This window comes from Pseudomonas sp. X10 (assembly GCF_054889225.1).
Genome location: NZ_CM142677.1, coordinates 4,347,901 through 4,360,572, shown reverse-complemented (window position 1 = coordinate 4,360,572; position 12,672 = coordinate 4,347,901). Strand labels below are relative to the sequence as shown.

At 61.5% G+C, this 12,672-nt stretch carries 12 protein-coding genes; 11 read left to right on the top strand and 1 reads right to left on the bottom strand.

Annotation, left to right across the window (positions count from 1 at the left end):
- Window positions 1–16: 16 nt before the first annotated feature.
- Window positions 17–799, bottom strand: a complete 783-nt coding sequence (gene map, locus ACYU03_RS19870) for a type I methionyl aminopeptidase (protein WP_461886333.1) — start codon at window positions 797–799, stop codon at window positions 17–19.
- 344 nt (window positions 800–1,143) lie between these two features.
- Here map and rpsB point away from each other — a divergent pair, with 344 nt between their 5' ends.
- The 11 genes from rpsB (at window position 1,144) to lpxD (ending at window position 12,626) form a co-directional block, all read left to right on the top strand.
- The gene (rpsB, locus tag ACYU03_RS19865; protein WP_461886332.1) at window positions 1,144–1,881 is read left to right on the top strand and encodes a 30S ribosomal protein S2; all 738 of its coding nucleotides are present in this window, start codon (window positions 1,144–1,146) and stop codon (window positions 1,879–1,881) included.
- Window positions 1,882–2,067: 186 nt separating this feature from the next.
- Complete coding sequence (gene tsf / locus ACYU03_RS19860; RefSeq protein ID WP_461886331.1) at window positions 2,068–2,934, top strand: translation elongation factor Ts; 867 nt, start codon at window positions 2,068–2,070, stop codon at window positions 2,932–2,934.
- A gap of 180 nt (window positions 2,935–3,114) precedes the next feature.
- Entirely contained in the window at window positions 3,115–3,858 is a 744-nt protein-coding gene (pyrH, locus tag ACYU03_RS19855) for a UMP kinase (protein WP_461886330.1), read from the top strand.
- Window positions 3,855–4,412, top strand: a complete 558-nt coding sequence (gene frr / locus ACYU03_RS19850; protein WP_461886329.1) for a ribosome recycling factor — start codon at window positions 3,855–3,857, stop codon at window positions 4,410–4,412. The genes pyrH and frr overlap by 4 nt, the downstream gene beginning before the upstream one ends.
- A gap of 15 nt (window positions 4,413–4,427) precedes the next feature.
- A complete protein-coding gene (gene uppS, locus ACYU03_RS19845; RefSeq protein WP_461886328.1) occupies window positions 4,428–5,183 on the top strand; it encodes a polyprenyl diphosphate synthase in 756 nt (251 codons plus the stop codon).
- Window positions 5,183–5,998: a phosphatidate cytidylyltransferase gene (locus ACYU03_RS19840; protein WP_461886327.1), complete on the top strand. Its 816-nt coding sequence runs from the start codon at window positions 5,183–5,185 to the stop codon at window positions 5,996–5,998. The genes uppS and ACYU03_RS19840 overlap by 1 nt, the downstream gene beginning before the upstream one ends.
- Window positions 5,995–7,185 carry a 1-deoxy-D-xylulose-5-phosphate reductoisomerase gene (gene ispC, locus ACYU03_RS19835; RefSeq protein ID WP_461886326.1) on the top strand — a complete coding sequence of 397 codons (1,191 nt, stop codon included), beginning with the start codon at window positions 5,995–5,997 and terminating at the stop codon, window positions 7,183–7,185. Before ACYU03_RS19840 ends, ispC begins: the two co-directional genes overlap by 4 nt.
- 57 nt (window positions 7,186–7,242) lie before the next feature.
- Window positions 7,243–8,595 (top strand): sigma E protease regulator RseP, encoded by a 1,353-nt coding sequence (rseP, locus tag ACYU03_RS19830; protein WP_461886325.1) that lies wholly within the window; start codon window positions 7,243–7,245, stop codon window positions 8,593–8,595.
- Window positions 8,596–8,671: 76 nt separating this feature from the next.
- Entirely contained in the window at window positions 8,672–11,020 is a 2,349-nt protein-coding gene (gene bamA, locus ACYU03_RS19825) for an outer membrane protein assembly factor BamA (RefSeq protein WP_461886324.1), read from the top strand.
- 110 nt (window positions 11,021–11,130) lie between these two features.
- On the top strand, window positions 11,131–11,568 hold the full coding sequence (locus ACYU03_RS19820) for an OmpH family outer membrane protein (protein ID WP_461891507.1): 438 nt from the start codon (window positions 11,131–11,133) through the stop codon (window positions 11,566–11,568).
- Between the two features lie 2 nt (window positions 11,569–11,570).
- Window positions 11,571–12,626 carry a UDP-3-O-(3-hydroxymyristoyl)glucosamine N-acyltransferase gene (lpxD, locus tag ACYU03_RS19815; RefSeq protein WP_461886323.1) on the top strand — a complete coding sequence of 352 codons (1,056 nt, stop codon included), beginning with the start codon at window positions 11,571–11,573 and terminating at the stop codon, window positions 12,624–12,626.
- Window positions 12,627–12,672 lie beyond the last annotated feature (46 nt).

Below are 12,672 nucleotides of genomic sequence, written 5' to 3'. Positions count from 1 at the left end.
TGCGTTCCTAGAAGAGTCAGGCCGACGTGCGGGGAATGGTGTCGTCTTTGCGCAGGGTGAAGATCTCGTAGCCCGTGGCGGTGACTAGCAGGGTGTGTTCCCACTGGGCCGAGAGCTTGCGGTCCTTGGTGATCGCGGTCCAGCCGTCGCCCAGCACCTTGGTGTCGGCCTTGCCCTGATTGATCATCGGCTCGATGGTGAAGGTCATGCCTTCCTTGAGCTCCATGCCGGTGCCGGCGCGGCCGTAGTGGAGGATCTGCGGCTCTTCGTGGAACACCTTGCCGATGCCGTGCCCGCAGAACTCGCGTACCACCGAGAAACCGTTCTTCTCGGCATGCTTCTGGATCACCTCGCCGATGTCGCCCAGGCGGCAGCCCGGCTTGACCAGTTCGATGGCCTTGTACATGCATTCCTGGGTGATCTTGGACAGGCGCTCGGCCCAGACGGGCACGGTGCCGACATGGAACATGCGGCTGGTGTCGCCGTGGTAGCCGTCCTTGATCACGGTGACGTCGATGTTCAGGGTGTCACCGTCCTTCAACGGTTTGTCGCCGGGGATGCCATGGCAGACGACATGATTGACCGAGGTGCAGATCGACTTGGGGAAGCCCTTGTAGTTGAGTGGCGCCGGAATCGCCTTCTGCACGTTGACGATGTAGTCGTGGCAGAGGCGGTCGAGCTCCTCGGTGGTCACGCCGGGCTTGACGTGCTCTTCGATCATCTCCAGGACCTCGGCGGCCAGGCGGCCGGCGATGCGCATCTTTTCGATGTCTTCGGCGGTTTTGATGGTTACGGTCATTACAGGCTCTCTACGGCGCCGCGCTAGGGCGCAACAAACGGGAAAGGCCGGATTCTAGCAGAGCAGGGTGGCGATCTGGGTGAGAAAGGCACCAATCCGGCGGTATAATGAGGCCATTCTCGCCCGATTGGCGGGTCGCTGCAAAAGCCGCTGACGGACGACGGTGATCCGGGTTCCGTTTACTGGCGGTCTGTGGTATAAAATGCGCCGCTTTCGGGGATGGCCCCGGAAGTCCAAACCCACACACGTGTCGACACGATGGCCTGGGTGCCCTGAATCCACTGGATTCGTGGGTTGGTCATTGGGATGCGTGGAGGCCCAACCCGACTTATCAAGGAACTATCATGTCCCAAGTCAACATGCGCGATATGCTGAAGGCCGGTGTGCACTTCGGCCACCAGACCCGTTACTGGAACCCGAAAATGGGCAAGTTCATTTTCGGCGCGCGTAACAAGATCCACATCATCAACCTGGAAAAAACCCTGCCGCTGTTCAACGACGCCCTGTCGTTCGTAGAGCGCCTGGCCCAGGGCAAGAACAAGATCCTGTTCGTCGGCACCAAGCGTTCCGCTGGCAAGATCGTCGCAGAGCAAGCTGCTCGTTGCGGTTCGCCATACGTCGACCACCGCTGGTTGGGCGGCATGCTGACCAACTACAAGACCATCCGCGCCTCGATCAAGCGCCTGCGCGACCTGGAAACCCAGGCCGAAGACGGCACTTTCACCAAGCTGACCAAGAAAGAAGCGCTGATGCGCTCCCGTGACCTGGAAAAGCTGGATCGCAGCCTGGGCGGTATCAAGGACATGGGCGGCCTGCCTGATGCCCTGTTTGTGATCGACGTTGACCACGAGCGCATCGCCATCACCGAAGCCAACAAGCTGGGCATTCCGGTCATCGGCGTTGTCGATACCAACAGCAGCCCGGAAGGCGTTGACTACGTCATCCCAGGTAACGACGACGCCATCCGCGCCATCGAGCTGTACATGACTTCGATGGCTGATGCCGTCATCCGTGGCCGCAACAACGTTGCCGGCGGCACTGAAGTTTACGCTGAAGAAGCGGCAGCACCAGCTGCTGAGTAATTGACGCCTGGCGTCTACTCGGCACGCAAAAAGGGGGCTAGGCCCCCTTTTTGCCACCTTGAAATCCTCCTGTCAGCAAGGGCGCCGCATCATTGTCTCGCTGGCGTGACGACAGTGGATTTCCAGAATTGAACGCCCGTGACGAGCGGGTGGAATGGTTGAATACCTATCCAAGAGGATTTTGAAATGGCAGAAATTACTGCAGCGCTGGTCAAGGAACTGCGTGAGCGTACCGGCCAGGGCATGATGGAATGCAAGAAGGCGCTGGTCGCTGCCGGTGGTGACATCGAGAAGGCCATCGACGACATGCGTGCTTCCGGCGCCATCAAGGCTGCCAAAAAGGCTGGCAACATCGCTGCCGAAGGTTCGATCGCCGTTCGCGCAGAAGGCGGCCGTGGCCTGATCATCGAAGTCAACTCGCAAACCGACTTCCTGGCCCTGCAGGACGACTTCAAAGGCTTCGTCAAAGACAGCCTGAACGAAGCGTTCGAGCAGAAGCTGACCGACGCCGCTCCGCTGATCGCTTCGCGCGAATCGGCCCGTGAAGCCCTGGTCGCCAAGTGCGGCGAGAACGTCAACATCCGTCGTCTGGCGGCTGTCGAAGGCGAGGTCATCGGTTCTTACCTGCACGGCCACCGCATCGGCGTCCTGGTCGTCCTGAAAGGCGGCGACGAAGAGCTGGCCAAGAAGATCGCCATGCACGTGGCTGCTTCCAACCCGGCCGTCGTTCGTCCAGAAGACGTTTCCGAAGAGCTGGTTGCCAAGGAAAAAGAAATCTTCCTGCAACTGAACGCCGACAAGATCGCCGGCAAGCCGGAAAACATCGTCGAGAACATGATCAAGGGCCGTATCGCCAAGTTCCTGGGCGAAGCCAGCCTGGTCGAGCAAGCTTTCGTCATGGATCCAGAAGTCAAGGTTGGCGAGCTGGCCAAGAAAGCCGGTGCTGAAGTCGTTTCCTTCGTTCGTTACGAAGTCGGCGAAGGCATCGAGAAGAAAGAAGACAACTTCGCTGACGAAGTTGCTGCTCAAGTGGCTGCTGCCAAGAAGCAATAAGACGGACCCGTCTGTCGCCCCAAAGAGGCTGCCCGCTCACGCGCGCAGCCTCTTTGTCAAACCGGAAGCAGGTTTATCCAGCCTGCCTCCGCTGGCGCTGAAGCAGCGCCACGCTACAGTTAGCAGGCTGTACACAGCCCGCGCAGAATTTTCTTTAAAACGCCGCAGGAGAGACTCGCAATGGCTCAGCAGGTGAGTGGTCGCCAACCTCGCTATAAACGCATTTTGCTCAAACTTAGCGGCGAGGCCCTGATGGGCTCGGAAGAGTTCGGGATCGACCCGAAAGTGCTGGACCGCATGGCCCTGGAAGTTGGCCAGTTGGTCGGTATCGGCGTCCAGGTCGGCCTGGTGATCGGTGGTGGCAACCTGTTCCGTGGTGCGGCGCTCAGTGCAGCCGGCATGGACCGCGTCACCGGTGACCACATGGGCATGCTGGCCACCGTCATGAACGCCCTGGCCATGCGCGACGCTTTGGAGCGTTCGAACATCCCGGCCCTGGTCATGTCGGCCATTTCCATGGTCGGTGTCACCGATCATTACGACCGCCGCAAAGCTATCCGTCACCTCAACTCTGGTGATGTGGTAATTTTCTCCGCCGGCACCGGCAACCCGTTTTTCACCACCGACTCTGCAGCCTGTCTGCGAGCCATCGAGATCGATGCCGACGTCGTTCTGAAGGCGACCAAGGTCGATGGTGTGTACACTGCCGATCCATTCAAGGACCCGCACGCCGAGAAGTTCGACCGTCTGACGTACGATGAAGTACTGGATCGCAAGCTCGGCGTGATGGACCTGACCGCAATCTGCCTGTGCCGCGACCACAAGATGCCATTGCGGGTATTCAACATGAACAAGCCTGGCGCCCTGCTCAACATCGTGGTGGGTGGCGCTGAAGGAACCCTGATCGAGGAAGGCGAAGCATGATCAACGACATCAAGAAAGACGCTCAGGAGCGTATGAGCAAGTCCATCGAGGCCCTGGGGCGCAACCTGGCGGCTATCCGCACCGGCCGCGCCCACCCGAGCATCCTGGACAGCGTCAGGGTCCCTGCCTGGGGCAGCGAGATGCCGCTGAACCAGGTGGCTGCGGTCTCCGTCGAAGATGCGCGTACCCTGAAGATCGTCGCCCACGACAAGAACCTCAGCGCCGCCATCGAGAAGGCGATCCTCACTTCCGACCTGGGCCTGAATCCGAGCAGCGCTGGTACCACCATCCGTGTACCGATGCCGGCCCTGACCGAAGAGACCCGCAAGGGCTACACCAAGCAGGCCCGCGGTGTTGCTGAAGACGCCAAGGTGTCTGTGCGTAACGTGCGCCGCGACGCCCTGGCCGACCTGAAGAAGCTGGCCAAAGACAAGGAAATCAGCGAAGACGAAGAGCGTCGCGCCGCCGACGAGCTGCAGAAGCTGACCGACAAGTTCGTTGCCGAGGTCGACAAGGCGCTGGAAGCCAAGGAAAAGGACCTGATGGCCGTCTAAGGTCGGGACTTTTTAATGGAAAAGACCAAGCTAGCGGCACCGCCTTCGGTGCCGCGTCATGTCGCGATCATCATGGATGGTAATAATCGCTGGGCGAAGAAGCGCTTGCTGCCCGGCGTCGCCGGGCACAAGGCCGGCGTGGACGCGGTGCGGGCTGTGATCGAGGTCTGCGCTGAAGCCAAGGTCGAGGTATTGACCCTGTTCGCCTTCTCCAGCGAGAACTGGCAGCGTCCGGCCGATGAGGTCGGCGCGCTGATGGAGTTGTTCTTCTCGGCCTTGCGCCGTGAGGCCAAGCGTCTCAATGACAACAATATCTGCCTGCGCATCATTGGGGATCGCTCGCGCTTTCATCCCGAGCTGCAGGCTGCCATGCGCGAGGCCGAGGCGCTGACCTCCGGCAACGACCGCTTCATCCTGCAGATCGCCGCCAACTATGGTGGTCAATGGGATATCGCCCAGGCAGCCCAGCGCCTGGCGCGGGAAGTCCAGGCCGGCCATTTGCGCCCCGACGACATCACTCCTGGTTTGCTGCAGACCTGCCTGGCGACTGGCGACCTGCCATTGCCCGACCTGTGCATCCGTACCGGCGGCGAGCACCGCATCAGCAACTTCCTGCTGTGGCAGCTGGCCTATGCCGAGCTGTACTTCTCCGACCTCTACTGGCCGGACTTCAAACACGAGGCCATGCGCAACGCCCTGGCCGATTTCGCTTTGCGCCAGCGCCGCTTCGGTAAGACCAGCGAGCAGGTCGAAGCTGGAGCTCGTGCTTAATGCTTAAACAACGCATCATTACCGCGCTGGTCCTGTTGCCGATCGCGCTGGGTGGATTCTTCCTGCTCAACGGTGGGGATTTCGCCCTGTTCATTGGCCTTGTGGTGACGCTCGGCGCCTGGGAATGGGCGCGGCTGGCTGGCCTGGTGGCCCAACCCCTGCGCCTGGCTTACTCCGCCGTGGTCGCCGGGGCACTGATGCTGCTTTATCTGATGCCTGACCTGGCACCCTGGGTGCTGGGGGCGTCGGTGATCTGGTGGGCGCTGGCCACCTGGCTGGTGCTGACTTACCCACGTAGCAGCGAACTATGGGCCAGCGCCGCCTGCCGGTTGCTGATCGGCCTGCTCATCCTGTTGCCTGCCTGGCAAGGGCTGGTGCTGCTCAAGCACTGGCCTCTGGGTAACTGGCTGATCCTGGCGGTCATGGTGCTGGTCTGGGGGGCCGACATCGGCGCCTACTTCTCTGGGCGCGCTTTCGGCAAGCGCAAGCTGGCGCCTCAGGTGAGCCCTGGCAAGAGCTGGGAGGGCGTGTACGGTGGCCTGGTCGCGAGTCTGCTGATCACCCTGGCGGTCGGCGTGAGCCGCGACTGGGGTATAGGCCAGTTGCTGCTCGGTTTGTTGGGGGCGGCGTTGGTGGTCATGGCCTCGGTGGTCGGCGACCTTACCGAAAGCATGTTCAAGCGCCGCTCCGGGATCAAGGACAGCAGCAACCTGCTGCCCGGCCATGGCGGCGTACTCGACCGCATCGATAGCCTGACGGCGGCGATCCCGGTGTTTGCCGTGCTCCTCTGGGCGGCAGAGTGGGGTGTGATGTGAGTGCCTTGCAACGTATTACCGTGTTGGGTGCCACCGGCTCCATTGGCTTGAGCACCCTGGATGTGATCGCTCGCCATCCGGGGCGTTACCAGGTCTACGCCTTGAGCGGTTATTCGCGCCTGGACGAGTTACTGGCGCTGTGTCTACGTCACGCCCCAACCTATGCCGTAGTGCCGAGCGCCGGCGCCGCCGCACAACTGCGCGAAGGCTTGCGCGCCTCGGGTTGCGCCACCGAAGTGCTCGAGGGCGAGGCTGGGCTATGCCAGGTGGCGTCCGCGCCGGAGGTGGATACGGTAGTGGCCGCCATCGTTGGCGCGGCCGGTCTGCGCCCGACCCTGGCTGCCGTGGAGGCGGGCAAGAAGATCCTCCTGGCCAACAAGGAAGCGCTGGTGATGTCCGGCGCGCTGTTCATGGACGCGGTGCGGCGTAGTGGCGCCGTGCTGCTGCCAATCGACAGCGAACATAACGCGATCTTCCAGTGCTTGCCGGGCGACTACTCCCTAGGCATGGCCGAGGTGGGCGTGCGGCGTATCCTGTTGACGGCCTCTGGCGGCCCGTTCCGGGAAACGGCGCAGGCGCAGCTGATGCATGTCACGCCTGAGCAGGCCTGTGCCCATCCGAACTGGTCCATGGGGCGGAAGATCTCCGTCGATTCGGCGAGCATGATGAACAAGGGGCTGGAACTGATCGAAGCCTGCTGGTTGTTCGACGCGCCCCCGTCCAAGGTGGAAGTGGTGGTGCATCCACAAAGCGTGATTCATTCGCTGGTGGACTATGTCGATGGTTCGGTGCTGGCCCAGCTTGGCAACCCGGACATGCGCACCCCGATCGCCAATGCCTTGGCCTGGCCGCAGCGCATCGACTCTGGCGTCGCCCCGCTGGACCTGTTCGCGATCGCCCGCCTGGACTTCCAGGCTCCGGACGAGCAGCGCTTCCCTTGCTTGCGCCTGGCGCGGCAGGCTGCCGAGGTGGGCGACAGCGCGCCGGCGGTGCTCAACGCGGCCAATGAAGTGGCGGTGGAAGCATTTCTCCAGCGGCGCATCCGCTTCCCGGAGATCGCGAGTATGATCGAACAAGTGCTCGACCAGGAGCCTGTGGTAGCGTTGCCTTCGCTCGATGCGGTGTTCGCCGCCGACCAGCGTGCGCGGGAGCTGGCCCGGGAATGGTTGAGTCGTCACGGCCGCTGAGGTCTGGCGCTTGCGTGCGCTGTAGCAGGCACCGCTGAACGTCATTCGGAGAAAGACATGACTGCGCTTTACATGATTATCGGCACCCTGGTTGCACTGGGTGTGTTGGTCACCTTTCACGAATTTGGCCACTTCTGGGTGGCGCGTCGCTGTGGCGTCAAGGTGCTGCGTTTTTCCGTGGGCTTTGGTACTCCGCTACTACGTTGGTATGACCGTCACGGCACTGAATTCGTGGTCGCTGCCATTCCGCTAGGGGGCTACGTCAAGATGCTCGACGAGCGGGAGGGCGATGTTCCGCCAGGGCTGGCCGAGCAGTCCTTCAACCGCAAGTCGGTACGCCAGCGCATCGCCATCGTTGCTGCCGGTCCCATCGCCAACTTTCTGCTCGCCATTCTCTTTTTCTGGCTGCTGGCCATGCTCGGCACCCAGCAGGTGCGCCCGGTCATCGGTGCGGTCGAGCCGGGCAGCGTGGCGGCTGTCGCGGGCCTGAGCGCAGGGCAGGAAATCGTTTCCATCGATGGCAAGCCGACCAATGGCTGGTCGGCGGTCAACCTGCAACTGGTGCGTCGCCTCGGTGAGAGCGGTACATTGCGCGTCAACGTGCGCGAAGAGGGGAGTAGCGCCGAGCGCCAGCACGAGCTGAAGCTGGAGCAGTGGCTCAAGGGCGACGACGAGCCTGACCCGATTCAGTCCCTGGGTTTGCGTCCATGGCGGCCGGCGGTGGTGCCGGTACTGGCCCAGATCGATCCGAAGGGGCCTGCCGCCGCCGCTGGTCTGAAAACCGGAGACCGCCTGCTGGCCCTGGACGATACCGTCCTGAACGACTGGCAACAGGTGGTCGACAGGGTTCGCGAGCGCGCCAACAGCAAGGTGCAACTGCGCATCGAGCGTGACGGCGCGATCATGGAAGTCCCGGTAACTCTGGCCCGTCGGGGTGAGGGCAAGGCAGCCGGTGGCTACCTGGGAGCGGGGGTCCAAGGTGTCGAATGGCCGGCCAACATGCTCCGCGAAGTCAGCTACGGACCGCTGGAGGCCGTTGGCGAGGGCTTGTCGCGAACCTGGAACATGAGCGTCCTGACCCTTGAATCGCTGAAGAAAATGCTGTTCGGCGAGCTCTCGGTAAAAAACTTGAGCGGACCGATAACCATTGCTAAAGTGGCGGGCGCTTCAGCCCAGTCCGGCGTTGGGGATTTCCTGAATTTCCTTGCCTACCTGAGCATAAGCCTGGGGGTTCTTAACCTGCTGCCCATACCCGTACTGGATGGGGGGCATTTGCTGTTCTACCTGATCGAGTGGGCGCGCGGTCGTCCGCTGTCGGATCGGGTGCAAGGTTGGGGGGTCCAGATCGGTATCAGTTTGGTCGTTGGGGTCATGTTGCTTGCCCTGATCAACGATCTGGGTCGACTTTAACGCTTCGCTCAATTGCGAACTTGCCGCCCTTTTGGCGGCGAGTTGTTTATTGCCAGTTGGAATAAAAAAGGACTTCATGAAACGTCTGCTGCTAACTGCGGTCCTCTCCGCACTGATGATCGCTGAAGTTCACGCCGAGTCCTTCACCATCTCCGATATTCGAGTCAATGGCCTGCAACGGGTTTCTGCCGGCAGCGTGTTCGGCGCCCTGCCATTGAACGTCGGCGACGAGGCCGACGACCGGCGCCTGGTGGAATCCACCCGGTCCCTGTTCAAGACCGGTTTCTTCCAGGATATCCAGCTGAGCCGGGACGGCAATGTCCTGATCATCAACGTGGTCGAACGGCCGTCGGTGTCTAGCATCGAGATCGAAGGCAACAAGGCGATCAGCACCGAGGACTTGATGAAGGGCCTGAAACAGTCGGGCCTGGCCGAAGGCGAGATTTTTCAGCGCGCCACCCTCGAAGGTGTGCGTAACGAACTGCAGCGCCAGTACGTGGCCCAGGGCCGCTACTCGGCCGAGGTCGACGCTGAAGTCGTGCCACAGCCGCGCAACCGGGTCGGCCTGAAGATCAAGATCAACGAAGGCACCGTTGCCGCCATCCAGCACATCAACGTGGTTGGCAACAACGTCTTCAGCGACGAAGACCTCACCGACCTGTTCGAGCTCAAGACCACCAACTGGCTGTCCTTCTTCAGGAACGACGACAAGTACGCCCGCGAAAAACTCTCCGGTGACCTGGAGCGCCTGCGTTCCTACTACCTGGACCGCGGCTACATCAACATGGACATCGCGTCCACCCAGGTATCGATCACTCCTGACAAGAAGCACGTCTACATCACCGTCAACATCAACGAAGGTGAGAAGTACACCATTCGCGACGTGAAGCTGTCCGGTGACCTCAAGGTGCCGGAAGACCAGGTCGAGTCGCTGTTGCTGGTGCAGCCGGGCCAGGTGTTCTCGCGCAAGGTGATGACCACCACCTCCGAGCTGATCACCCGCCGTCTGGGTAACGAAGGCTACACCTTCGCCAACGTCAACGGCGTGCCGCAGGCGAACGAGCAGGACCATACCGTCGATATCACGTTCGTCGTCGACCCGGGCAAGCGCGCCTACGTCAACCGCATCAACTTCCGTGGCAACACCAAGTCCGAGGACGAAGTGCTGCGCCGCGAGATGCGCCAGATGGAAGGTGGCTGGGCCTCGACCTACCTGATCGACCAGTCCAAGACCCGCCTGGAGCGTCTGGGCTTCTTCAAGGAAGTCAACGTCGAGACCCCGCAGGTGCCGGGCACCGACGACCAGGTCGACGTCAACTACAGCGTCGAGGAGCAGGCTTCCGGCTCGATCACCGCCAGCGTCGGCTTTGCCCAGAGCGCTGGTCTGATCCTCGGTGGTTCGATCAGCCAGAACAACTTCTTGGGTACTGGTAACAAGGTGTCCATCGGCCTGACCCGCAGCGAATACCAGACCCGCTACAACTTCGGCTTCGTCGACCCCTACTGGACCGCCGATGGTGTCAGCCTGGGCTACAACGCCTTCTACCGTAGCACCGACTACGATGACCTCGATGTCGACGTGGCCAGCTATGCGGTGGACAGCCTGGGCGCCGGTGTCAGTGTCGGCTACCCGATCAGCGAGACCTCGCGCCTGACCTTCGGCCTGACCGTACAGCAGGACAAGATCAAGACCGGTCGCTACACCGTCGACGAGATTTTCGATTTCGTCCGAGAGGAAGGCGACAACTATCTGAACTTCAAGGCTTCGGCTGGCTGGTCCGAGTCGACCCTGAACAAGGGCGTGCTGGCTACCCGTGGTCATTCCCAGAGCCTGGTGCTCGAGGCGACCACCCCGGGCAGCGACTTGTCGTTCTTCAAGCTTGACTACCGTGGTCAGCTGTTCAAGCCGATTACCAACGACTACACCCTGCGCCTGCACACTGAGCTGGGCTATGGTGACGGTTTTGGTTCCACTTCGGGCCTGCCGTTCTACGAGAACTACTATGCCGGTGGTTTCAACTCGGTACGCGGCTTCAAGGACAGCAGCCTGGGCCCACGTAGTACGCCGAGTACCGGTAAGAACCCAGGTACCATTCGCGACCCGGATCAGGATCCGCTGCCGTTCGGTGGTAACGTGCTCGTTCAGGGTGGTCTCGAGTTGCTGTTCCCGCTGCCGTTCGTCAAGGACCAGCGCTCGCTGCGGACCTCGGTCTTCTGGGATGTGGGTAACGTGTTCGACACCAACTGCGGCTCCAAGCCCGATTGCGAGAAGGTCGGCTTCTCGGGCATGGCCAGTTCGGTCGGCGTAGGCGTGACCTGGATCACCGCTCTGGGCCCGTTGAGCTTCAGTCTGGCGATGCCGGTCAAGAAGCCAGACGACGCCGATACCCAGGTGTTCCAATTCTCTCTGGGCCAGACCTTCTGAGGTCTGCCCCTTGCTACCGACAACGGATTCTCTAGGAGTGCAACGTGCGTAAGTTGATCAAACTGGCCGTCGTGGCCGCGGCGCTGGTCGCCACCCCGGCTTTCGCCGAAATGAAGATTGCCGTGCTGAACTATCAGATGGCGTTGCTCGAGTCGGACGCGGCGAAGAAGTACGCAGTCGATGCCGAGAAGAAGTTCGGCCCGCAGCTGACCAAGCTGAAGAACCTGGAAAGCAGCGCCAAGAGCATCCAGGACCGCATCATCAAGGGCGGCGACAAGATGAACCAGCAGGAGCGCGAGCGCCTGGAGCTCGAGTTCAAGCAGAAGGCCCGTGACTTCCAGTTCCAGTCCAAGGAGCTGAACGAAGCCAAGGCCGTGGCTGACCGCGACATGCTCAAGCAGCTCAAGCCCAAGCTTGACGGCGCTGTCGAGGAAGTCATCAAGAGAGGTGGTTTCGACCTGGTGCTCGAGCGTGGCGCGGTGATTGATGTCAAGCCTCAGTACGACATCACTCGCCAGGTCATCGAGCGCATGAACCAAGCTCGTTGATCATGACCGTTACCATGACGCTCGGCCAACTGGCCGAGGCTCTCGGGGCCACTCTGAAGGGCCCCGAGGCGCTGGAAATCACTGGCTTGGCCACCTTGCAGGAGGCCGGGGCAGGGCAATTGAGCTTTCTTGCCAACCCGCAGTACCGCAAGTATCTCGTGGACACCCAGGCCGCCGCTGTGCTGCTCAAGGCCGCCGATGCTGAAGCCTTTGCCGGTCATGCGTTGATCGTTCCCGATCCGTACCTGGCTTATGCGCGTATTTCCCACCTGTTCGATCCTAAGCCCAAGGCTGTGGCGGGTATTCATCCCAGCGCCGTGGTTGCCGAGGACGCCCTGGTGGATACCAGCGCCAGCATCGGCCCGTTTGTCGTGATCGAGAGCGGTGCACAGGTCGGCCCGGGCGTGACCATCGGTGCCCATTGTTTCATCGGCGCGCGTTGCGTGATCGGTGAGGGCGGCTGGCTGGCGCCACGGGTCACCCTGTACCACGATGTGCGTATCGGCAAGCGTGTGGTCATCCAGTCGGGGGCGGTGATCGGTGGTGAAGGCTTCGGTTTTGCCAACGAGAAAGGTGTCTGGCAGAAGATCGCACAGATTGGCGGCGTCACCCTCGGTGATGATGTCGAGATCGGTGTGAACACTGCTGTCGACCGGGGCGCTCTGGCCGACACCCAGATCGGCGACGGGGTCAAGCTCGACAACCAGATCCAGATCGCCCACAACGTCCAGATCGGTGACCACACCGCCATGGCGGCTTGTGTCGGCATCTCCGGCAGTACCCGCATCGGCAAGCATTGCACCATCGCTGGCGGTGTTGGGATGGTGGGGCATATCGATGTTTGCGATGGCGTATTCGTCTCCGGGATGACCATGGTCACCCGCTCGATCACTGAGCCGGGTGCCTATTCTTCCGGTACGGCCATGCAGCCGCTGGGTGAATGGCGCAAGAGCGCTGCGCGTATCCGGCAGCTCGACGAGATGGCCAAGCGCCTCCAGCAGTTGGAAAAACGTATCGATACCGTGACCTCAGGCGGCCAGCCATCATCAGAAGGCTGATACCATTTCCTGAGCAAGAGTGAACAGTCGCTAGCTGGCTCCTCTT

Bases quoted from the DNA above. Each gene is read 5' to 3' on its own strand.
- rpsB (WP_461886332.1), top strand. From the start codon at position 1,144: ATGTCCCAAGTCAACATGCGCGATATGCTGAAGGCCGGTGTGCACTTC.
- rseP (WP_461886325.1), top strand. From the start codon at position 7,243: ATGACTGCGCTTTACATGATTATCGGCACCCTGGTTGCACTGGGTGTG.
- frr (WP_461886329.1), top strand. From the start codon at position 3,855: ATGATCAACGACATCAAGAAAGACGCTCAGGAGCGTATGAGCAAGTCC.
- bamA (WP_461886324.1), top strand. From the start codon at position 8,672: ATGAAACGTCTGCTGCTAACTGCGGTCCTCTCCGCACTGATGATCGCT.
- pyrH (WP_461886330.1), top strand. From the start codon at position 3,115: ATGGCTCAGCAGGTGAGTGGTCGCCAACCTCGCTATAAACGCATTTTG.
- lpxD (WP_461886323.1), top strand. From the start codon at position 11,571: ATGACCGTTACCATGACGCTCGGCCAACTGGCCGAGGCTCTCGGGGCC.
- uppS (WP_461886328.1), top strand. From the start codon at position 4,428: ATGGAAAAGACCAAGCTAGCGGCACCGCCTTCGGTGCCGCGTCATGTC.
- map (WP_461886333.1), bottom strand. From the start codon at position 799: ATGACCGTAACCATCAAAACCGCCGAAGACATCGAAAAGATGCGCATC.
- tsf (WP_461886331.1), top strand. From the start codon at position 2,068: ATGGCAGAAATTACTGCAGCGCTGGTCAAGGAACTGCGTGAGCGTACC.
- ACYU03_RS19840 (WP_461886327.1), top strand. From the start codon at position 5,183: ATGCTTAAACAACGCATCATTACCGCGCTGGTCCTGTTGCCGATCGCG.
- ACYU03_RS19820 (WP_461891507.1), top strand. From the start codon at position 11,131: ATGAAGATTGCCGTGCTGAACTATCAGATGGCGTTGCTCGAGTCGGAC.